Raw genomic sequence first — 19,777 nt, forward strand, 5'->3', positions numbered from 1 at the left:
GCGATCGCGCTTGTCCCAAAAATGCGATGCCGTAAACCTTGACGAAAGTCGCTGCGACCAGTGCGCCAGTGAGCGCCAGCACGGCGGAAGCAATTGGAATCAAACTGCGCAATACGCCGCTTTCTAATTGCCACTTGCAGTGCTGCTTGAAAAATCAGCCATTCAGACACAAAACCGTTGAATGGCGGCAGCGCCGAAATGGATAACGCGCCAATTAAAAAAACATTCCCGTCCACGGCATTCGGCGCAATAGTCCGCCCATTTGCTCTAAATCGCGTTCGTGGGCGCTGTGCAAAATTGCGCCTGCGCCAAAAAACAGCAGACTTTTGAATAGTGCGTGATTGAGGCTGTGATAGAGCGCCGCAACAAAAGCCAATGCGCCGAGCAGTGGATTGCCGGTGCTGAGAAATACCAGTGCCAGCCTAAAGCAATGAAAATAATGCCGAGATTCTCGACTGACGAATACGCGAGCAGTCGTTTAAGGTCAGTTTGCATCAATGCGAATAACACGCCCATTAACGCCGATAAACTGCCGATGACAATCAGCGTCACGCCCCATTGCCATTGGAATTGCCCAATCAAATCAAACACGACGCGGATAAATCCGTATACCGCCACTTTTAACATGACGCCGGACATCAGCGCGGAAATGTGCGACGGCGCGGCAGGGTGCGCTTCTGGTAGCCAAGCATGGAGCGGCACGAGTCCGGCTTTCATGCCAAAACCGATGAATGCCAGCATGAAGGCGATGCTTGCCCAGCCAGAGGACAGCGGCGCGGTGCGCATCGCAGCAAATTCAAAGCTGTGTCCGAATGCGGCTAACACGCCAAATCCCAGCAAAATGGCGAGTCCGCCGAGGTGCGCCATCAGTAAATACAAAAAGGCAGCGCGGCGATTGGCGGCGCTTTCGTGTTGAAACGCGACCAGAAAATAGGACGCGAGCGACATCAATTCCCATGCCACCATAAACACGAAAGCGTCATCGGCCAGTACGACCAGCAACATTCCAGTTAAAAACAAGCCGCTAAATCCGCCCAGCGCAGTCAGTGAATCGCGCCCGCGCTCGAAATCGCGGACGTATGCTGGCGCGTAAATCCCGACTGCGCTGGTGACTAAACCAATCAGCAGCAATAGAAACCCAGACAGTGCGTCCACGCGAATGTGCCACGGCAGCCACGGCAACCCGAACGGCAGCGTCATTGCGACATTGCTGTGCAAAATCAAATGCGCTCAGTCCCGCTGCCAGTGCCGCTACACCGGATAAACCCAGCAGCGGCGTTGCCACCAACCGCAGCACACGCGGTTCGCGGTTGGCAAATAACGACACTGCGGATGAAGTCAGCGCCAGCGTGATTGCTGCCAGCGCCAATAGCAACACGGGCGGAGCATTCATAAATCCCCCAACCCCCTTTTTCAAAGAGGGGCTTTCCTCATCTCCCCCCTTAGAAAAAGGGGGGCTGGGGGGGATTTTTCCCAAATTGGCGACGTACCAATCCATCGCTTCAATCAATCCTTCGCCAATGCGATGCGTGGGTTCATAGCCGAGCAGTGTTTTGGCTTTGGAAATATCGGCGAGCGAATGGCGCACGTCACCAGCGCGGAAATCCTGATAATTCGGTTTGAAATCAGCGAGATGTGGAAAGCGCGGCGCGAGTGCCGAGCGAATCGCTTCACACAATTCGTTGAGCGTGGTGCGTTCGCCCACTGCAACGTTGTAAACCTGATTGGTCGCGTCAGGATGCGTGGCGGTCGCTGCCAGCAAATTAGCCTGTACGGTGTTGGCGATGTAGCAGAAATCGCGGCTGGTTTCGCCATCGCCGTTGATCCACAACGCTTGATTGAAAATCATCTCGGCCGTCCATTTCGGCACGACAGCGGCATACGCGCCGTTGGGGTCTTGACGTGCGCCGAAAATGTTGAAGTAGCGCAAACCGATGGTTTTGAAGCCATAAGCGCGGGCGAACACGTCGGCATATTGCTCATTGACCAACTTGGTCACGGCGTAAGGCGACAACGGTTTGCCAATCGCATCTTCCACTTTGGGCAGCCCGGGATGATCGCCGTAGGTCGAACTCGATGCTGCGTACACAAACCGTTTGACTCGCGCATCCCGCGCTGCCACCAACATGTTGAGAAAACCCGTGATATTGGCGGCATTGGTCGCAATCGGGTCTTCTAATGAACGCGGCACCGAACCGAGCGCCGCCTGATGCAATACATAATCAACACCAACGCAAGCGGCGCGGCAATCATCCAAATGGCAAATATCGCCAACGATCATGCGGAAATGCGCCCACTGCGCAGGTGTCACTGCCTGCTGAATCTGATCAAGATTGTGACGGTGGCCGGTAGCAAAGTTATCCAGACCAATCACATGCTGATCCAATTTCAATAGTGTTTCTAATAGGTTGCAGCCGATAAATCCGGCAACGCCGGTAATCAACCAAGTGCGTGGCGCAGTCGGTAATTGAATGCGAAGTTGATCGTAAGTCGTCATCGTTGAATTCCTAAAATTTACAGTCGCCACAAATTAAAACCCGCAGCACGAATTGCCACCGGATCATAAGCTGATTTGACATCAATAAAGACACCGCCTGCTTTGAGATGCGCAGTTAATTGCGCCAGCGGCATTGCTAAATACTCACGGTGCGATACCGCTGCAACCATTGCCGCAGCGTTATTCGGCAATTGTTCCCACGGCGTGAGCGTTAATCCGTATTCATGTTCAGCTTCTATTGCTGCTGCTAATGGATCGTGTACTACGACGTTGCAGCCAAATGATTGCAATTCCGCAATTAAATCGGCGACTTTTGAATTGCGTAAATCCGGGCAATTTTCCTTAAACGTAAGACCGAGCACGATGACAGTTGCGCCTTTAATTCGGTCGCCGTGTTGAATCATCTGCTTCACTGTTTGCTGGGCGATATGCGCTGCCATGCCATCGTTGATGCGTCGCCCCGCGAGAATAACTTCCGGGTGATAACCGAGCGCCACTGCCTTGTGCGTTAAATAGTACGGATCAACGCCGATGCAGTGTCCACCGACTAAACCGGGACGAAATGGCAGAAAATTCCATTTGGTTCCAGCCGCTTGCAGCACTTCCAACGTATCAATGCCGAGCCGGTCGAAAATCAGCGCCAGCTCATTCATCAGCGCAATGTTGAGATCGCGCTGCGTGTTCTCGATCACCTTCGCCGCCTCCGCAACCTTGATGGAGCTGGCGCGATGCACGCCGGCGGTAATCACCGAAGCGTACAGCGCAGCGACTACATCGGTCGTCAGCGCAGTATCACCCGCAACCACCTTCACGATGCGCGTGATGGTGCGCTCCTTGTCGCCGGGATTGACGCGCTCCGGCGAATAACCGACATGAAAATCCTGTTGCCATTTCAAACCGGAATGCTGCTCCAATAACGGGACGCAGATTTCCTCGGTTGCGCCGGGATAAACCGTTGATTCATAAACGACAATTGCGCCGCGCTTCATGTATTTGCCGACCATCGTCGAGGCACTCACCAGCGGCGAAAAATCGGGAATGTGCGTTTGATCGACCGGCGTCGGCACGGCCACGATGATGACATCGGCGCGATGCAACGTGGACGGCTCCTTGCTTACCGTGAGCCGCTTGGCTGCTCGCAAATCGTCGCTGCTCACTTCGCCAGTTGGATCGCAATAATTAAGGTAATGCGCGATTTTTGTTTCAGAAAGATCATAGCCAATTGTTTCATAGCGTTTGCCAAATTCGACTGCCAGCGGCAAACCGACATAACCCAGACCCACAACAGCAACAATAGTCTTCATAACGTTTCATTCCTATGAATGTGAAAACGGCAGTGTTTAAGCACACGGCAAATTGAATCATAAAACCCTAAGAAGACGAACACAACTTTAATTGACTGGAAATGATGCAATAAATACTTTGAATGGTGATTATGAACAGCGCATTAACGAGGTGCTGCGTAATGATGTCGCAACGCTCAATCATCTGTGATTTACCAATAACACCTGCTATAGCAAAGTAAAAATATATGAACACTCACGATCCTAGCTACAAACTACTGTTTTTGCATCCGCAAATGGTGCGCGATCTTCTTATTGGCTTTGTGAATGAGCCTTGGGTTGCCGATCTTGATTTTGATACGCTCGAACAAGTCAGCGGCAGTTATATCAGCGATGATTTACGCGAACGCGAAGATGATTTGCTCTGGCGAGTACGGTTGCGCGATTATGCGCCACATCTACGTTATCTGTTGCTTGATGAAGGCGCAATTGATGAAAGCACACCTTGGGCATTAAAAAATCTGGTGGCGGCATTATTTCGTTTAGAAAAAAGCCGAGGACCACAACCATTGCAAGCGGCATTAACTGCATTGACTCATTGGCTTGATGCACCTGAGCAAGCGAGTTTACGACGTGCATTTACGGTGTGGATTAAACGGGTATTGATTCCGGCGCGATTGCCGGGCATCAATTTTCCAGAACTAGGTGATTTATTAGAGATTAAAACCATGTTGGCAGAAAGCGTACTTGATTGGACTCAAGAATGGAAACAGCAAGGATTGGAGCAAGGATTGGAGCTAGACTCTAGTATTAAATTAAGTACGTTATAGTGCTCTTTAACCTATAGAAAACACTCTTAGCAGTGACCGCGCCCTACAGATTGAGAATATAAAAAGGTGGATTTTCTTGTTTTTTAGGCATGGTTGTTTGAGAATAAAGTGGTGGATGGTATCCACAAGCGCGAAGGTTTCGCGTCCCGTCGGGTATGAACAACATTTGGTCGCAAAGCCACTCTGCCCAAGGATGATCAGCCGGGTGGCTTTTATGGTAACGCCAGGGCGCAATTGTTCAGTAGTACTCGATGTTGCCAACGCAGGTTGGCCGTTCGGTTGAGACTGCCCAACCAGGACTCCAGTTGCAGTGATGTCACTATCAACGGAGAGCGAATGACCCAGTTGTGCATAAACACTTTTGCGCACATTTTTGGGAGCAGCAAGGATTAGAGCAAGGATTACAGAAGGGACGCTTGGAAGGTGAAACCAGTTTATTAGAGCGCCAGTTCATTAAACGCTTCGGCGCACTCACTGAAGAAACCCGTGCTCGTTTACGCGCAAGCAGCAGCGAGCAGCGCCAATTATGGGCTGAACGCATTTTTGATGCGCTTAATTTAGAGGATGTTTTTATTGATGATTAAGTTATAGACTATGTGTCACCTGTTAAACAGGACGCTGTTGTTCATTGCTTGAGGTCAATCAGGCAATGAACATTTTTTTTAATCATTCCACTGGAGCATTCATCATGCCAAAAGTTATCAAGTTTGATTTACCCATCGACGGCATCAGAGCAAAGAACATTGAGGAAATCCGCGACCATTTCACCCTTGAAATTCTCGCTCATTTCCGCAGCGGGCTGTTGGCAAAATGGCTGGCGGTGCGCAAATTAAGCGAGGAATTGGAAGCACTACAGGCAATTGACACCAGCACCGACGATCAAGCGGTATTCAAACGCTTGTGCGAGATTTTCGCTGTTGAAGCGGATGATGCTGTGATTGCAGTCTTGTTTAATGATCCCATGCCAAAATTCGGCTTGACTGTTGCGGAAGTAGTGAAGCAAAACGAAACTGCCGACAAAATTATCAATCTCGCTGATTTGCTGCCGATTCAACCCAACGCAGTTAATCTGTTTCAGAACCGGACTATTTTTTTGGATTCGCTCGAATCTTTAGATAATAAAACACTGATTTTGCAAGAGTGTGAAGGAGCGTTGATTTTCAAAAATTGCATCATTCGATCATCGGTGATTAACGGACGCTACCATGATTCAGGCGATGGTACGGTGTGGGACTCGCAAACCGGTTTACGATGGATGCGCTGCGCCTTGGGGCAAACTTGGACAGGCGCAACTTGCGACGGAGAAGCGAAAAAATACGACTGGGACGCCGTGTATTCCGCAGTCAAGGAATTGAATACAAATGGCGGCTATGCTGGACGATGTGATTGGGGACTGCCGTCAATTGATGAATTGAAAACGCTGGTAGTCGAAGATCAAGAGCCGACCATAGATCAACAGGCTTTTCCCAATACACCGAGTTCTGGTTTCTTTGCTGGTTCTAATTCTCTTTTTTTTGGTGATGACGACCCACACCCACAATCACAATCACAATACATGAACTTCAATGATGGCTGTGCCACTGAATATGTTCAAGGCAATATCAATTACGTTCGCCTCGTCCGCGACGAGATGACAATGAAGCAAATGGTTATCTGTTATAGAAATAATACGGCGATACTGAATAAAATAGAGCTTGAGATGGAGCTTGAGAGATACAAAGCTTTTATTCTTCAATTTAAAGGCAACCTGATTTAAGTAACATGCAGCAGGACTTTAGTTGCAGTAACGCATTGATTTTACTAGCCAGAGTGCGGTCACTCACCGAATAAATCAGCGCTTCATTAAACTTTATGGAGAAAACCCATGATATATAATGCACAACAATTTATTTCGATGTTCAAAGCACTGCCTGCTAATGAACAAAAAGAAGTGCTTTTGAATTTACTCCGCTTGCCGATTGAAATCCCTGATGATGCAATCGCTGATGAGGAATTGCGCATTGCTGCTGATACCTTGTTTTTAGAATTGGATCATCGGGAGCTGCCGCATTGATTACGAGTTTTCAACCATTTTTTATGGCATTCAATATCGAGATTTCAATTCATGCCCAACTCTCTCACTGAAACAATTCGCGCTCATGTTGAATCGCATTATCCGCTGCTTTATTTACTCACTCACGCCGAGAATGAAGCCGACGCGCTAATCCGCGATCTCGCCGACGGTCGCAAAATTCTGGAATGGAATATGGCGCGGGGCATGGTCGATTTCGCCACCAAGCGCCCGCTCATCGCGTGGTGCGATCTCGCCACTGCGCTAGATAACCTGTTAGATCAAGACCTTGAGCATCACGTTATTGTCATCCGCGATGCCCATCTCGGCCTGCGCGATCAGCCGCTGGCCATCGCCCGCCTTAAATTGTTGGTCAATCGCATCCTCGCCGATGACGACAGCGCCGTGACGCTATTCCTGATTTCCTCGCAGGTATTGCTGCCGCCGGAATTGGAAAAGTTTATCACGCTATTTGAATTGCCGTTGCCCGATGAAACGGTGATTAGTGAAGAACTCGACAGTTATACAACCGCTTATGACACCAATTTAGATGCTGCCAGCCGCAGCAAACTCGCATTGGCGCTGCAAGGTTTAACCCGTTATGAAATCGGGCAACTCATCAATCGCAGTTATCAACGCAGCGGCAAAATTAGCCTTGATGATTTAGATTTAGTGCTGACAGAAAAAGCGCAGATCATTAAAAAAAGCGGCATTTTAGAAATGCTGACCGTGCGCGAAAAGTTAGAAGACATCGGCGGTCTCGGCAAATTAAAACCTTGGCTGCAACAAAAAAGTCTGGTGCTCTCCAATTGGCCAGAAGCGCGAGCGTTTGGGGTTGAACCACCAAAAGGCGTGATGATTGTCGGAATGCCCGGCTGCGGTAAATCCCTGACTGCCAAAGCCACTGCTGCGTTATTCAATTTGCCCTTATTAAAACTGGATATGGGTTCATTGATGGGCAAATACGTTGGCGAAAGTGAAGGCAATATGCGCCGTGCGATTCAGGTTGCCGAAGCAGTAAGCCCCTGCGTGTTATGGGTAGACGAAGTAGAAAAAGCGTTTGTCGGAATTGGTAGCGGCGGCGAAGGTTCAGAAGTAGCAACGCGGTTATTCGGCTATTTTTTAACGTGGATGCAAGATAAAACCAAACAGGTTTTTGTGATTGCGACCGCGAATGACATTTCTGCATTGCCGCCAGAATTGCTGCGGAAAGGACGCTTTGATGAGATTTTTTATGTCGATTTTCCCACTGAAGCCGAGCGCGTTGAGATTTTCCGCGTGCATTTAGAACGCCGCAACCGTTTATCCGCACAGATTCGTTTAGATGAATTGGCGCAAAAAACGCAAGGCTATTCGGGCGCAGAGATTGAAGCAGTGGTAAAAGAGGCAATTGAAATCGCCTTTGTGCAGAATTGCACCACGCTTGACAATGCGCGGTTATTGCGCGTCATCAACAATACGCATCCGCTGCGTGAAGTGATGAAAAAGAAGGTTCAAGAATATGCGGATCGGTTCGCAGAAATGAAAATTAAACCCGCATCCTGATTGCATTTTTACCCGCATTTTGCTATTCATTTAACCCGACGTTGCCGCTGGCAATGTCGGGTTTTTTATTGTTCACCATTACATTTAATCGGAGCAGCAACATGACTCAAGACACTTCTGCAACCAACGACTTTGAATTACTCAACGATGAACAGGTGCAACAGCAACACGCCAATCAACTCGCGGTGCAAGTGTTTCAGGGTGAAGAAAACGCTAAAACAACCGGCAATCTCATTACAAAATTTGTCGATTCTTATAGCCGCCAGCGCCATGAACTGCCATTAAATGACTGGCTCACCAGTGAGTTTCGTTTATATCCGACGATTTGGCAGGATGAGACGGAAATAGTCACCACCGCCAATGAGATTATTGTCAGCGTCACGGCAGCGAACGAAGCAAAAACGGCGCTGTACACGCATTTAGATAAAGGCAAAAGCCGTGACAGTTGGTTGGCGCAGCGGCTTGAAATGGGCGCTAAACAAGCTGGCGTGGTCAATGTGGGTGAATACGCCGCTGGAATTGATCGCGCTTTAACGGATGCCAACGATCAATTTCGCGGGCGCGTATTCAATCAAGATGGCACCATCAGCACCAATCCGCATTTACACGGTTTGCTGGCGGAAAGCGAAATCGCCAATCAATTTAATATCCGTGCGACCACCACTGGCTCCAAGATTCGCGCCGAGGTCTTAAATGAGACTGGCTGGAATTCGCACGACATTGTATTAAAAGATGCGGCGGGAAAACCGCTTGAAAACATCCAAGTAAAATCCTACGCTGACACCAATCAACTGATTAAAAACCTGAAAGATCACGAGGGTTATCCCGAAGGCACAACCATTGTGGTGCATGAAGAACAGGTGCAGCGGGTGCAAGAAGAATTCCCAGATCGGAAAGTCACCAGCAAGATTGAAGTTGATGATGTTGCGGTGGATATGCCGAGCCGTGAGGAATTAAAACAGCTACAGGAAGATGCACAACGTGATGCTGAAATCCGCGAATACGAATGGAGTGAAGTCAATCGGATGAACGTTGCCAAAGCTATTGGCAAACAAGCATTGGTTGGCGCAGCGATTACTGCTGGAATGCAAGGCGCTCGTATTTTAGGACGGCGGATTTGGAATAGCATCACTGGTAAAGAAAATCCCTCGGCAAATGAAGATTTACAGGAGTTTTTTGAGAGTTCGGTGAAAAGCGGAGCCAATGTTGGCGTACAGGTTGCCGTATCTGGTGCAGTGGTGGTGGCGGCTAAAAATGGTTGGTTGGGAGCGTTATTAAAAAATACTCCCGCCGGACACATTGCCAATATCGTGTATGTCGGTATGGAAAACGCAAAAGTATTATTTAAGTTTGCGACCGGTCAACTCAGCGGTGAAGAAGCCCTTGATGCCGCAGGCAATGTCAGTTGTAGCGCCATTGGCGGTTTAATGGGCGCTGGCTTGGGTGCGGCTAAAGGAGCGACATTGGGCGCAGTTTTTGGCCCAATTGGTATCGCAGTTGGCGGTTTTATTGGTGGCGTGGTCGGTGGGATGGCGGGTAGCACCATTGGCGAGGCAGTTTATGCCGGCGGTAAAGCAATTGTTAAAACTGCGGTCAGCGTGGTGAAAAGTATTGCAGAAGGCGTTAAAGACGTGGTGACCAGCGTTGCCAGCGCACTCAATCCGTTGAATTGGTTTGGTTGGTAAAACAATTGGCGTATATTTACCGCCAATCTTATGATGAAGTTCGATCTGTCTATCGACACCATCAACTTTTAGTATTGATTTGGGAGTGCTGGGTGAAATTCACTTATGACCGGGAAAAAGATGCAGCAAATTTAGCGAAACATTCCGTTTCGTTAGCATTGGCGGCAGATTTAGATTGGGATACAGCATTAACATGGTTGGATAATCGACGCGATTATGGTGAACCACGCCAGTGTGGAATTGGCTATATCGGGCTGCGTTTGTTTTTTGTGGCTTTTGTTGATCGTGCCAATGTACGGCGTATTATTAGCCTACGCAAAGCTAACCCTCGTGAGATAAAACACTATGCCAAAACTTAAACCCGGAACAATCATTCCTACTCCAGAAGAAGATGCTTTAATTACTGCAGCGGCGATGTCTGATCCCGATGCAATGCCATTCACTGATGAAGAATGGGACGCAGTAAAACCCTTTGTGCGTATTGGTTGCTCACCTCAATTCTCTGCCGCAATTCAAATTGATGAAGATGTTTTAGTGGCTCTAAAAGCATTGGGTGATGATTGGGAACAGCGCATTAACGAGGTGCTGCGCAATTATGTCGCAACGCACAACCATCTGTGATGACATTGAGTACTAGGACAGATTGAAATGATGACGCCATTTGCTTATGATTGGTTGCGGGTTATAACACGCAAAGTTCCCGCATTTCTTTTCACCGCAGTTGTTTATTGGAGCATTCATCATGCCAAAAGTTATCAAGTTTGATTTACCCATCGACGGCATCAGAGCAAAGAACATTGAGGAAATCCGCGACCATTTCACCCTTGAAATTCTCGCTCATTTCCGCAGCGGGCTGTTGGCAAAATGGCTGGCGGTGCGCAAATTAAGCGAGGAATTGGAAGCACTACAGGCAATTGACACCAGCACCGACGATCAAGCGGTATTCAAACGCTTGTGCGAGATTTTCGCTGTTGAAGCGGATGATGCTGTGATTGCGGTCTTGTTTAATGATCCCATGCCTAAATTAGGCTTGACGGTCGCCGAGGTCGTAAAGCAAGCAGAGTCTGCCGATAAGATCATCAATCTTGCTGATTTGCTGCCGATTAAAGCCGGTGAATTAAAGTTATTCACAGAACGGGCATTATTTTTTAATTCAGCCGATTTAGACGGCACTGATTTGATTTTACAGTCCGCGCAGGGATCTTTGATTTTTAAGTCGTGTCGGATCGCTAAAATTACCACACGTTATTTTGATTTTGGCGACGGCACGGTGCTTGATATTCAAACGGGAAAAGTGGGTAAACCTTGCGGGCAGCGTTATTCGGATTTCAGTGATGGCACAGTGCTAGATATTCAAACCGGTTTGCAATGGATGCGCTGCGCTTTGGGACAGAATTGGACAAGCGCAACTTGCACCGGAGAAGCGAAACAATACAACTGGTATGCCGCACATTCCGCAGCCAATGAATTGAATAAAAATGGTGGCTATGCTGGACAATGTGATTGGCGGCTGCCGTCAATTGATGAATTAAAAACGCTGATCGTAGAAGGTCAAAAACCGACTATCGACCAACAGGCTTTTCCGAATACTCCGGTATCGGATTTTTGGTCCGGTTCTCCGGTTGCCAACAACTCGGGCAACGTTTGGTACATGTCTTTCTACCGTGGTGGCCACATTGACCGCTACACTCCGAAAGCCAATGTACACGTCCGCCTCGTGCGCGGCAGACAGTGATTTTAATCTTTTTGATTGATTCAACGTGAAAACTGAATCGAGGTTAATAATGACAGCAACTGCACAACAATTTATTTCGATGTTCAAAGCACTGCCTGCTAATGAACAAAAAGAAATGCTTTTGAATTTACTCCGCTTGCCGATTGAAATCCCTGATGATGCAGTCGCCGATGAGGAATTGCGCATTGCTGCTGATACCTTGTTTTTAACATTGGATCATCGGGAGCTGCGGCATTGATTACGAGTTTTCAACCGGTTTTTATGGCATTCAATATCGAGATTTCAATTCATGCCCAACTCCCTCACTGAAACAATTCGCGCTCATGTTGAATCGCATTATCCGCTGCTTTATTTACTCACTCACGCCGAGAATGAAGCCGACGCGCTAATCCGCGATCTCGCCGACGGCCGCAAAATTCTGGAATGGAATATGGCGCGGGGCATGGTCGATTTCGCCACCAAGCGCCCGCTCATCGCGTGGTGCGATCTCGCCACTGCGCTAGATAACCTGTTAGATCAAGACCTTGAGCATCACGTCATCGTCATCCGCGATGCCCATCTCGGTTTGCGCGATCAGCCGCTGGCCATCGCCCGCCTTAAATTGCTGGTCAATCGCATCCTCGCCGATGACGACAGCGCCGTGACGCTATTCCTGATTTCCTCGCAGGTATTGCTGCCGCCGGAATTGGAAAAGTTTATCACGCTATTTGAATTGCCGTTGCCCGATGAAACGGTGATTAGTGAAGAACTCGACAGCTATACAACCGCTTATGACACCAAGTTAGATGCCACCAGCCGCAGCAAACTCGCATTGGCGCTGCAAGGTTTAACCCGTTATGAAATCGGGCAACTCATCAATCGCAGTTATCAACGCAGCGGCAAAATTAGCCTTGATGATTTAGATTTAGTGCTGACAGAAAAAGCGCAGATCATTAAAAAAAGCGGCATTTTAGAAATGCTGACCGTGCGCGAAAAGTTAGAAGACATCGGTGGTCTCGGCAAATTAAAACCTTGGCTGCAACAAAAAAGTCTGGTGCTCTCCAATTGGCCAGAAGCGCGAGCGTTTGGGGTTGAACCACCAAAAGGCGTGATGATTGTCGGAATGCCCGGCTGCGGTAAATCCTTGACCGCCAAAGCCACTGCTGCGTTATTCAATTTGCCCTTATTAAAACTGGATATGGGTTCATTGATGGGCAAATACGTTGGCGAAAGTGAAGGCAATATGCGCCGTGCGATTCAGGTTGCCGAAGCAGTGAGCCCCTGCGTGTTATGGGTGGACGAAGTAGAAAAGGCGTTTGTTGGGATTGGTAGCGGCGGCGAAGGTTCAGAAGTAGCAACGCGGTTATTCGGCTATTTTTTAACGTGGATGCAAGATAAAACCAAGCAGGTATTTGTGATTGCCACTGCCAATGATATTTCCGCATTGCCGCCAGAATTACTGCGAAAAGGGCGTTTTGATGAGATTTTTTATGTCGATTTTCCCACTGAAACCGAGCGCGTTGAGATTTTCCGCGTGCATTTAGAACGCCGCAACCGTTTATCCGCGCAGATTCAATTGGAAGAATTGGCGCAAAAAACGCAGGGCTATTCGGGCGCAGATATTGAAGCAGTAGTAAAAGAAGCGATTGAAAAGGCATTTGTGCAAAATTGCGCCACGCTTGACAATGCGCGGTTATTGCGCGTCATCAATAATACGCATCCGCTGCGTGAAGTAATGAAAAAGAAGGTTCAGGAATATGCGGATCGGTTCGCAGAAATGAAAATTAAACCCGCATCCTGATTGCATTTTTACCCGCATTTTGCTATTCATTTGACCCGACGTTGCCGCTGGCAATGTCGGGTTTTTTATTGTTCACCATTACATTTAATCGGAGCAGCAACATGACTCAATCCACTTCTGCAACCAACGACTTTGAATTACTCAACGATGAACAGGTGCAACAGCAACACGCCAATCAAATCGCTGTGCAGGTGTTTCACGGTGAGGAGAATGCAGAAAAAACGGGCAATCTCATTACAACATTTGTCGATTCTTATAGCCGCCAGCGCCATGAACTGCCCTTGAATGAATGGCTCACCAGTGAGTTTCGCTTGTATCCGATGATTTGGCAGGATGACGCGGAAATAATCACCACCACCAATGAGATCATTGTTAGCGTCACGGCAGCGAATGAAGCAAAAACGGCGCTGTACACGCATTTGGATAAAAACAAAAGCCGCGATAGTTGGTTGGCGCAGCGGCTTGAAATGGGCGCTAAACAAGCTGGCGTGATCAATGTAGGTGAATACGCCGCTGGAATTGATCGCGCTTTAACGGATGCCAACGATCAATTCCGCGAGCGGGTATTGAATCAAGATGGAACGATCAGCATCAATCCGCATTTACATGGTTTGCTGGCGGAAAGCGAAATCGCCAATCAATTTAATATCCGTGCGACCACCAGCGGCTCCACCGTTCGCGCCGAGGTCTTAAATGAGACTGGCTGGAATTCGCATGACATTGTATTGAAAGATGCCGCAGGAAAACCGATTGAAAACATCCAAGTAAAATCCTACGCTGACACCGAGCAACTGATTAAAAATCTGAAAGATCACAAGGGTTATCCCGAAGGCACGACCATTGTGGTACATGAAGAACAGGTGCAGCGGGTGCAAGAAGAATTCCCAGATCGGAAAGTCACCAGCAAGATTGAAGTTGATGATGTTGCGGTAGACATGCCGAGCCGTGAGGAATTAAAACAGCTACAGGAAGATGCACAACGTGATGCTGAAATCCGTGAATATGAATGGAGTGAAGTCAATCGGGTGAACGTTGCCAAAGCTATTGGCAAACAAGCATTGGCTGGCGCGGCAATTACTGCTGGAATGCAGGGCGCTCGTATTTTAGGACGGCGGATTTGGAATAGTATCACTGGTAAAGAAAATCCTTCGGTAAATGAAGATTTACAGGAATTTTTTGAAAGTTCGGTGAAAAGCGGAGCCAATGTCGGCGTACAGGTCGCAGTGTCTGGCGCAGTGGTCGTGGCTGCTAAAAATGGTTGGTTGGGAGCGTTATTAAAAAATACTCCCGCCGGACGCATTGCCAATATTGTTTATGTCGGTATGGAAAACGCAAAAGTATTATTTAAGTTTGCGACCGGCGAACTCAGCGGTGAAGAAGCCCTTGATGCAGCGGGCAATGTCAGTTGCAGCGCAATTGGCGGTTTAATGGGCGCAGGTTATGGCATGGCGCAAGGCGCGGCATTGGGCGCGATTTTTGGCCCAATTGGTATCGCAGTCGGCGGTTTTGTTGGCGGCGTGGTCGGCGGCATGGCGGGCAGCACCATTGGCGAGGCAGTTTATGCCGGCGGTAAAGCAATTGTTAAAACTGCGGTGAGCGTGATGAAAAGTATTGCAGAAGGCGTTAAAAACGTGGTGACCAGCGTTGCCAGCGCACTCAATCCGTTGAATTGGTTTTGAGATAAAAACCTATTTTATTGATGACAAAAAAGATGATGCAGTGAATTAAATAATATGGAGATTGTGCGGCGATGAAATTGTGGTTGATTTCGTAGTTGACATTGGTGCGCTGAAGTGAATGTGGCACTTTAAGAAAAAATAAACCACAGACTTGACTCAATTAGCTTTCAGATATAACCTGAATTCACCGTCAACATGACGGTCGGGATTAGTCTCCTGATGTATTGGCGGACATCCGCCGCGCAACGCGGTTTTTTTATGTCTGTCGCATTGACTCCCAGTTTTCATGGTGTAGGACGTGCGGGGAGCTGCAAGGCTCGCCGGTTCCAGTACTCGGTAGACTAACCCGCACTCCTGCCCGCCCCGATTAGTCTCGGAGTTGGCGGTTTATCCGCAGTTACTGGAGTTTTTTATGCCCAACCTCACTACTCCCACCATCACCATCGGCGAGATTTCGATCCGTCAGGATGCTGAAGGGCGCTATAGCCTCAACGATCTACACAAGGCATCCGGTGGTATGAAAATCCATCAACCAAGCAATTGGCTGGCAAATCAGCAGACAAAAGACCTGATTGCTGAATTGTCTAAGCCATTGAATTTACTCACTCCTGAAAATCTAGGACTGGAACAAAATCAACCAGTTAAGGTTATCAACGGCGGCAGTAAGCCCGGCACCTACGTCGTGCGTGAACTGGTCTATGCCTACGCCATGTGGATCAGCGCTGCGTTTCACCTACAGGTTATTCGCACCTTTGATGCAGTTGTCACAGGCGCATTGCAACCACTTACACCTGCATTGCTTTATCAACCAGCAATTGAGATTCAGATTTTTGAATCCGCTATTCGGGAATTGCGCGTTTCAGAAACCAGCAAGATTCGGATGTACGCTGCTTTTTGTAAAAGCAAAGACATCAATTCCGATTTTCTGCCGGATTATGTGAATGAACCACAGGTGAAGGCGATTACATCTCTGCTCAAGGACATGAGTAATCCGCTGTATCATCACGTCGCCAAGCTGGTTAATCCGGCATTGGAAGCAATGGGAATTTTGGAACGGCTGTCACGCAAAAGCACTGGCAATAAAATCAAGCAGTTTTGGAGTTTGACGGAAGAAGGTTTGCAATACGGGCGCAATGAAACCAGCCCGAATAATCCCCGCGAGACGCAACCGCTGTTTTTCGTTAATTGCTTTCCTCAATTATTGATGCGATTAGAAGCGCATCGCGCTGGTAAACTACTACCGCCTGCGCAATAAAGCAGCATTTGTCGATTGGGTTGCCAATAGCAGCAACCCAATTGACGATTGGAACCATTCATTTCGGAGATGCGTTTATGCCCAAAATCATCAAGTTTGATCTGCCAATTGACGGCATCAGAGCGAAGAATATCGAGGAAATCCGCGAGCATTTTACGCTGGAAATTCTCGCGCATTATCGCAGCAGATTGTTGGGAAAATGGCTGGCGGTGCGCAAATTGAATACCGAATTGGAAGCGTTACAGGCAATTGACACCAGCGATGACGATCAAACAGTATTCAAACGCTTGTGCGAGATTTTCGCCGTTGAAGCGGATGATGCCGTGATTGCGGTTTTGTTTAATGATCCTACGCCTAAATTCGGTTTGAACATTGCGGAAGTGGTTACGCATAGCGAGACCGATAACCAAGCGATTGATTTTGCGGAATTGCTGCCGATTCAAGCCAACGCAGTTAAACTATTTAAGAATCGGGTTCTTTTTTTGGATACGCTCGAATCTTTAGACAACATGACGCTTACTTTAGAAGTAAACGACGGCGCGTTGATTTTCAAAGATTGCTCCATTGGCTCATCCATTATTAACGGGCGCTATCGTGATTTAGGCAATGGCATAGTGCTAGATATTAAAACCGATTTGCAATGGATGCGCTGCGCTTTGGGGCAAACTTGGACAGGTGAGACTTGCAACGGAGAAGCGAAAAAATACAACTGGGATGAAGCACATTCAGCAGTCAACGAATTGAATCAACACGGCGGATATGCCGGACACAGCGATTGGCGCTTGCCGTCAATTGATGAATTAAAAACGCTGATAGTCAAAGATCAAAAACCGGCTATTGATCAACAGGCTTTTCCCAATACGCCGAAGTGGTGGTTTTGGTCGGGTTCTCTCCATCATGCCAGCTATTCGGACTTCGCATGGTATGTGGTTTTCAGCAGTGGCGTCGCCTACAACTGCGGTCGGAACAGCGACGGCCACGTTCGCCTCGTTCGCGGCGGACAGTGATTTTGATCTTTTTGATTCTTTAATAAAACCGCATTTCTTTGATAAAAAAAGGGAATGCAGGTTGATTTAGAAATCGCATAAAAAATGAGGTTTTGAATATGTCGGCACTAATGACTTTGGATCAAGCACTTGAAACGGTATTGCAATTGCCATGCGAGCAACAAGAAATGCTGGTGCAGATTTTACAACTGCGCCAAATTGAAATACGCCGCGCTGAAATTGCTGCTGAGGCACAATATGCCGTTAATTCTTTTTATGCAGGTCAATTGCAAGCCAGTTCTGCGGAAGCTGCAATCGCGCAACTACATCAATTTATCGCGCAAGACGAATGAGAAAAATCGTTATCACTCCAAAGTTTCAACGCGCATATCGAAAAGTGACAAAGCGTGATTCTGCACTACAAATTCATCTTGATGATGTCATTCTTATGATGCAACGCGATGTTTTTGCACCGTCATTAGGTACACACAAATTGAGTGGTGCTTTGGCAGGACTATGGGCTTGCACCTGTGGTTATGATTGTCGTCTGATTTTCAAACTGGAAAAAGATTCAGAAAACTGTGAAGTGATTTTGCTATTAGATATTGGCAATCACAATGAAGTGTACTAACTCCGTACTGGAACATCACTAGCGTGGATTTCTACTATGGCAGAGCAGATAGCACCCACGTTCGCCTCGGACAGTGATTTTGATCTTTTTGATTCTTTAATAAAACCGCATTCCATTTGTACAAAGTGAGATGCAGTGCTGATTGAAATAGCTAAAATAATTTGAAAAACCAGCGAAATTATGGCAATTGCTGATCTGTATCTAAAGAATTATGGAAATCAAAACGATATAGCAGCCACAACACAATAAACACTCCAACAAGAAACCAATCTGGACCAATAATCCACAGTGTAAACGGCGTTGCAATCAAGAAAATACGTGTGCCGTTATGATATTGATTTCCAGCCAAATTAAGCACGTTAGAGACAACAAGATCAGCATCGCCTTCAAAATAATTCGCTGGCAAATTGATGAGAAAACCACTCTGGTTGTAGTAACGTAACGCCAACGAAAAATGTAAAAACGCATTAAAAAATACGCCAGCCAATGCCAGCAATTTTAGTTTGATCAATAAATCAGAAACTGGTGGAAAAAAACTTAATGCTTGAGATAACGCATAGATTTTTTCACTGGTAAAACTCACTTGCATTATACCTAAACCAATCACCATTGATGTTGATGCAAATAACGTTGCTGACATCACCCAATTGCGCATTGTTTGAATTGCAAGAATATCTTTATCCTTTTCACGCAGCGTTTTTACCCAGCATGACGAAGATAACTAGACCGCCCGCGATGTGTTTGGTGTGGCGTATGGCGCAGAATCCAACTGAGATAAACATGATAACCTGTCAGCAATAATAGACCTATCGCATCAATTATCATTGCCCAAGGATGATATAGCAACGCAGAAATAGAAAAACTTGACATAAAAATGCTCAAATCGACCGTACACTTAAACTCAGTGCTAAAACTAAAGCTGCACTAGAATCTCCGAATTGGCTGGCAATACTTCAACTGTCGCACCGGAATGAATAAGCTGCTCGGTTTCCATCACATTCATTACTGCATCAAGCACTTCAGGGTCTTGACCAGCAATTGCATTGAGTGCCGCTCCTACAATTTCAGGGCGCGTTGCAGCAGCTTCAGCCATCTGTTGCGATACTTTAAATGCTGTTTCGCTTTTAATTAAACCAACACGATTATCGCCATCTTGTTTCATTGCGCTTGTCACCTGCACTAAACGTTTTACAACTTTGTCAGTAATGTTATTGACCATTTGCCGATCAGTAAATGCAACCTTGCGAATATACACCGAACCCAATTGATAACCCCATTGCTCTGATAACGGCGACACCGTAGCGCGAACGCGCCGACTCAATTGATGACGATCTTCCAACATCTTATCCATTTCTAAATTGCTCAACGTTGAAATCGTCGAACTTGCAACATTTGCTTGCAATGACGCATCAGGATTCGCATTGCGAAATAAATATGCAACGGATCGCTCACACGCATTTCATACCAAATGCCACACCCATTGGCGTTCCTTCTTCAGAATTCACCATTTGATCTCGCAAATAATGCTGGCGCAAACTGGTTGAAACACGATAACGCTTGCCGAAAAATGGCACTAATAACGCTTTCAGACCAAAATAACCCAACGGAAAGCGCAATCCTGGTTCCGTTAATGTACCAATTACCTTGCCGAATAGTGTAAACACTTGCGCTTCACATTCTTTAACAATCGCATACAGTCCTAATGATCGTGCGATTGCTAATAATAGCGGAATGTATACAAGACCGAGAATAAACGAGATTCATCATGCTGAATGAATCATCAACGTCAAATAACATTGCATCTCTCCTATGGAACTTTAA

The 19,777-nt window shown here is 47.2% G+C and carries 23 protein-coding genes; 16 read left to right on the forward strand and 7 right to left on the reverse strand.

Annotated features, from left to right (window positions below; genetic code table 11):
* Positions 1-214: 214 nt before the first annotated feature.
* Genes CXB77_RS24345 through CXB77_RS02755 form a run of 4 tightly spaced genes read right to left on the reverse strand, consistent with a single transcriptional unit; the run spans position 215 to position 3,801 of the window.
* Positions 215-295 carry a hypothetical protein gene (locus tag CXB77_RS24345; RefSeq protein WP_431520697.1) on the reverse strand — a complete coding sequence of 27 codons (81 nt, stop codon included), beginning with the start codon at positions 293-295 and terminating at the stop codon, positions 215-217.
* Positions 268-1,005, reverse strand: a complete 738-nt coding sequence (locus CXB77_RS23490) for a proton-conducting transporter membrane subunit (protein ID WP_431520698.1) — start codon at positions 1,003-1,005, stop codon at positions 268-270. The genes CXB77_RS24345 and CXB77_RS23490 overlap by 28 nt, the downstream gene beginning before the upstream one ends.
* Before the next feature lie 19 nt (positions 1,006-1,024).
* Complete coding sequence (locus tag CXB77_RS02750; protein ID WP_347338037.1) at positions 1,025-2,497, reverse strand: NAD-dependent epimerase/dehydratase family protein; 1,473 nt, start codon at positions 2,495-2,497, stop codon at positions 1,025-1,027.
* A 17-nt stretch (positions 2,498-2,514) separates the two neighbouring features.
* On the reverse strand, positions 2,515-3,801 hold the full coding sequence (locus tag CXB77_RS02755; protein ID WP_105072651.1) for a nucleotide sugar dehydrogenase: 1,287 nt from the start codon (positions 3,799-3,801) through the stop codon (positions 2,515-2,517).
* 227 nt (positions 3,802-4,028) lie between these two features.
* Between CXB77_RS02755 and CXB77_RS02760 the strand changes: the two genes are divergently transcribed.
* The 16 genes from CXB77_RS02760 (at position 4,029) to CXB77_RS02840 (ending at position 17,956) form a co-directional block, all read left to right on the forward strand.
* Positions 4,029-4,610, forward strand: a complete 582-nt coding sequence (locus tag CXB77_RS02760) for an Rpn family recombination-promoting nuclease/putative transposase (RefSeq protein WP_242445359.1) — start codon at positions 4,029-4,031, stop codon at positions 4,608-4,610.
* Between the two features lie 347 nt (positions 4,611-4,957).
* Entirely contained in the window at positions 4,958-5,194 is a 237-nt protein-coding gene (locus tag CXB77_RS02765; protein WP_105072652.1) for a DUF4351 domain-containing protein, read from the forward strand.
* Between the two features lie 104 nt (positions 5,195-5,298).
* Positions 5,299-6,366, forward strand: a complete 1,068-nt coding sequence (locus CXB77_RS02770; RefSeq protein ID WP_172452497.1) for a DUF1566 domain-containing protein — start codon at positions 5,299-5,301, stop codon at positions 6,364-6,366.
* A gap of 108 nt (positions 6,367-6,474) precedes the next feature.
* On the forward strand, positions 6,475-6,663 hold the full coding sequence (locus CXB77_RS02775; protein WP_105072708.1) for a hypothetical protein: 189 nt from the start codon (positions 6,475-6,477) through the stop codon (positions 6,661-6,663).
* A 51-nt stretch (positions 6,664-6,714) separates the two neighbouring features.
* Positions 6,715-8,205 (forward strand): AAA family ATPase, encoded by a 1,491-nt coding sequence (locus tag CXB77_RS02780; protein WP_105072709.1) that lies wholly within the window; start codon positions 6,715-6,717, stop codon positions 8,203-8,205.
* Between the two features lie 101 nt (positions 8,206-8,306).
* Positions 8,307-9,890, forward strand: coding sequence for a hypothetical protein (locus tag CXB77_RS02785; RefSeq protein WP_242445360.1), 1,584 nt, complete (start codon positions 8,307-8,309; stop codon positions 9,888-9,890).
* 92 nt (positions 9,891-9,982) lie between these two features.
* Positions 9,983-10,249 (forward strand): BrnT family toxin, encoded by a 267-nt coding sequence (locus tag CXB77_RS02790; protein ID WP_105072693.1) that lies wholly within the window; start codon positions 9,983-9,985, stop codon positions 10,247-10,249.
* Entirely contained in the window at positions 10,236-10,511 is a 276-nt protein-coding gene (locus CXB77_RS02795; protein ID WP_105072656.1) for a BrnA antitoxin family protein, read from the forward strand. The genes CXB77_RS02790 and CXB77_RS02795 overlap by 14 nt, the downstream gene beginning before the upstream one ends.
* Before the next feature lie 121 nt (positions 10,512-10,632).
* On the forward strand, positions 10,633-11,625 hold the full coding sequence (locus tag CXB77_RS02800; protein WP_105072710.1) for a DUF1566 domain-containing protein: 993 nt from the start codon (positions 10,633-10,635) through the stop codon (positions 11,623-11,625).
* A gap of 49 nt (positions 11,626-11,674) precedes the next feature.
* Positions 11,675-11,863 (forward strand): hypothetical protein, encoded by a 189-nt coding sequence (locus tag CXB77_RS02805; protein WP_105072711.1) that lies wholly within the window; start codon positions 11,675-11,677, stop codon positions 11,861-11,863.
* 51 nt (positions 11,864-11,914) lie between these two features.
* Positions 11,915-13,405 (forward strand): AAA family ATPase, encoded by a 1,491-nt coding sequence (locus CXB77_RS02810; protein ID WP_105072712.1) that lies wholly within the window; start codon positions 11,915-11,917, stop codon positions 13,403-13,405.
* Between the two features lie 101 nt (positions 13,406-13,506).
* Positions 13,507-15,084 (forward strand): hypothetical protein, encoded by a 1,578-nt coding sequence (locus CXB77_RS02815; protein ID WP_242445382.1) that lies wholly within the window; start codon positions 13,507-13,509, stop codon positions 15,082-15,084.
* A gap of 412 nt (positions 15,085-15,496) precedes the next feature.
* Positions 15,497-16,339 carry a KilA-N domain-containing protein gene (locus CXB77_RS02825; RefSeq protein ID WP_105072663.1) on the forward strand — a complete coding sequence of 281 codons (843 nt, stop codon included), beginning with the start codon at positions 15,497-15,499 and terminating at the stop codon, positions 16,337-16,339.
* A 77-nt stretch (positions 16,340-16,416) separates the two neighbouring features.
* A complete protein-coding gene (locus CXB77_RS02830) occupies positions 16,417-17,346 on the forward strand; it encodes a DUF1566 domain-containing protein (RefSeq protein WP_146108651.1) in 930 nt (309 codons plus the stop codon).
* 98 nt (positions 17,347-17,444) lie between these two features.
* Positions 17,445-17,678: a hypothetical protein gene (locus tag CXB77_RS02835; RefSeq protein ID WP_105072665.1), complete on the forward strand. Its 234-nt coding sequence runs from the start codon at positions 17,445-17,447 to the stop codon at positions 17,676-17,678.
* On the forward strand, positions 17,675-17,956 hold the full coding sequence (locus CXB77_RS02840; protein ID WP_105072714.1) for a type II toxin-antitoxin system RelE/ParE family toxin: 282 nt from the start codon (positions 17,675-17,677) through the stop codon (positions 17,954-17,956). The genes CXB77_RS02835 and CXB77_RS02840 overlap by 4 nt, the downstream gene beginning before the upstream one ends.
* 178 nt (positions 17,957-18,134) lie before the next feature.
* Here CXB77_RS02840 and CXB77_RS02845 read toward each other — a convergent pair whose 3' ends face one another.
* From CXB77_RS02845 to CXB77_RS20940, 3 genes are all read right to left on the reverse strand, one after another.
* Entirely contained in the window at positions 18,135-18,650 is a 516-nt protein-coding gene (locus CXB77_RS02845) for a DUF599 domain-containing protein (RefSeq protein WP_105072715.1), read from the reverse strand.
* Positions 18,651-18,869: 219 nt separating this feature from the next.
* On the reverse strand, positions 18,870-19,358 hold the full coding sequence (locus CXB77_RS20935) for a hypothetical protein (protein WP_347338038.1): 489 nt from the start codon (positions 19,356-19,358) through the stop codon (positions 18,870-18,872).
* Between the two features lie 46 nt (positions 19,359-19,404).
* Positions 19,405-19,620, reverse strand: a complete 216-nt coding sequence (locus CXB77_RS20940) for a hypothetical protein (protein ID WP_242445385.1) — start codon at positions 19,618-19,620, stop codon at positions 19,405-19,407.
* Positions 19,621-19,777 lie beyond the last annotated feature (157 nt).

Source organism: Chromatium okenii (genome assembly GCF_002958735.1).
GTDB classification, from domain to species: Bacteria; Pseudomonadota; Gammaproteobacteria; order Chromatiales; family Chromatiaceae; genus Chromatium; species Chromatium okenii_A.

Excerpts from the sequence above, each read along its gene's own strand:
- CXB77_RS23490 (WP_431520698.1), bottom strand. The coding sequence starts at position 1,005 with ATGTTGCTGGTCGTACTGGCCGATGACGCTTTCGTGTTTATGGTGGCA.
- CXB77_RS02750 (WP_347338037.1), bottom strand. The coding sequence starts at position 2,497 with ATGACGACTTACGATCAACTTCGCATTCAATTACCGACTGCGCCACGC.
- CXB77_RS02755 (WP_105072651.1), bottom strand. The coding sequence starts at position 3,801 with ATGAAGACTATTGTTGCTGTTGTGGGTCTGGGTTATGTCGGTTTGCCG.
- CXB77_RS02760 (WP_242445359.1), top strand. The coding sequence starts at position 4,029 with ATGAACACTCACGATCCTAGCTACAAACTACTGTTTTTGCATCCGCAA.
- CXB77_RS02770 (WP_172452497.1), top strand. The coding sequence starts at position 5,299 with ATGCCAAAAGTTATCAAGTTTGATTTACCCATCGACGGCATCAGAGCA.
- CXB77_RS02775 (WP_105072708.1), top strand. The coding sequence starts at position 6,475 with ATGATATATAATGCACAACAATTTATTTCGATGTTCAAAGCACTGCCT.
- CXB77_RS02780 (WP_105072709.1), top strand. The coding sequence starts at position 6,715 with ATGCCCAACTCTCTCACTGAAACAATTCGCGCTCATGTTGAATCGCAT.
- CXB77_RS02785 (WP_242445360.1), top strand. The coding sequence starts at position 8,307 with ATGACTCAAGACACTTCTGCAACCAACGACTTTGAATTACTCAACGAT.
- CXB77_RS02795 (WP_105072656.1), top strand. The coding sequence starts at position 10,236 with ATGCCAAAACTTAAACCCGGAACAATCATTCCTACTCCAGAAGAAGAT.
- CXB77_RS02800 (WP_105072710.1), top strand. The coding sequence starts at position 10,633 with ATGCCAAAAGTTATCAAGTTTGATTTACCCATCGACGGCATCAGAGCA.
- CXB77_RS02805 (WP_105072711.1), top strand. The coding sequence starts at position 11,675 with ATGACAGCAACTGCACAACAATTTATTTCGATGTTCAAAGCACTGCCT.
- CXB77_RS02810 (WP_105072712.1), top strand. The coding sequence starts at position 11,915 with ATGCCCAACTCCCTCACTGAAACAATTCGCGCTCATGTTGAATCGCAT.
- CXB77_RS02815 (WP_242445382.1), top strand. The coding sequence starts at position 13,507 with ATGACTCAATCCACTTCTGCAACCAACGACTTTGAATTACTCAACGAT.
- CXB77_RS02825 (WP_105072663.1), top strand. The coding sequence starts at position 15,497 with ATGCCCAACCTCACTACTCCCACCATCACCATCGGCGAGATTTCGATC.
- CXB77_RS02830 (WP_146108651.1), top strand. The coding sequence starts at position 16,417 with ATGCCCAAAATCATCAAGTTTGATCTGCCAATTGACGGCATCAGAGCG.
- CXB77_RS02835 (WP_105072665.1), top strand. The coding sequence starts at position 17,445 with ATGTCGGCACTAATGACTTTGGATCAAGCACTTGAAACGGTATTGCAA.
- CXB77_RS02840 (WP_105072714.1), top strand. The coding sequence starts at position 17,675 with ATGAGAAAAATCGTTATCACTCCAAAGTTTCAACGCGCATATCGAAAA.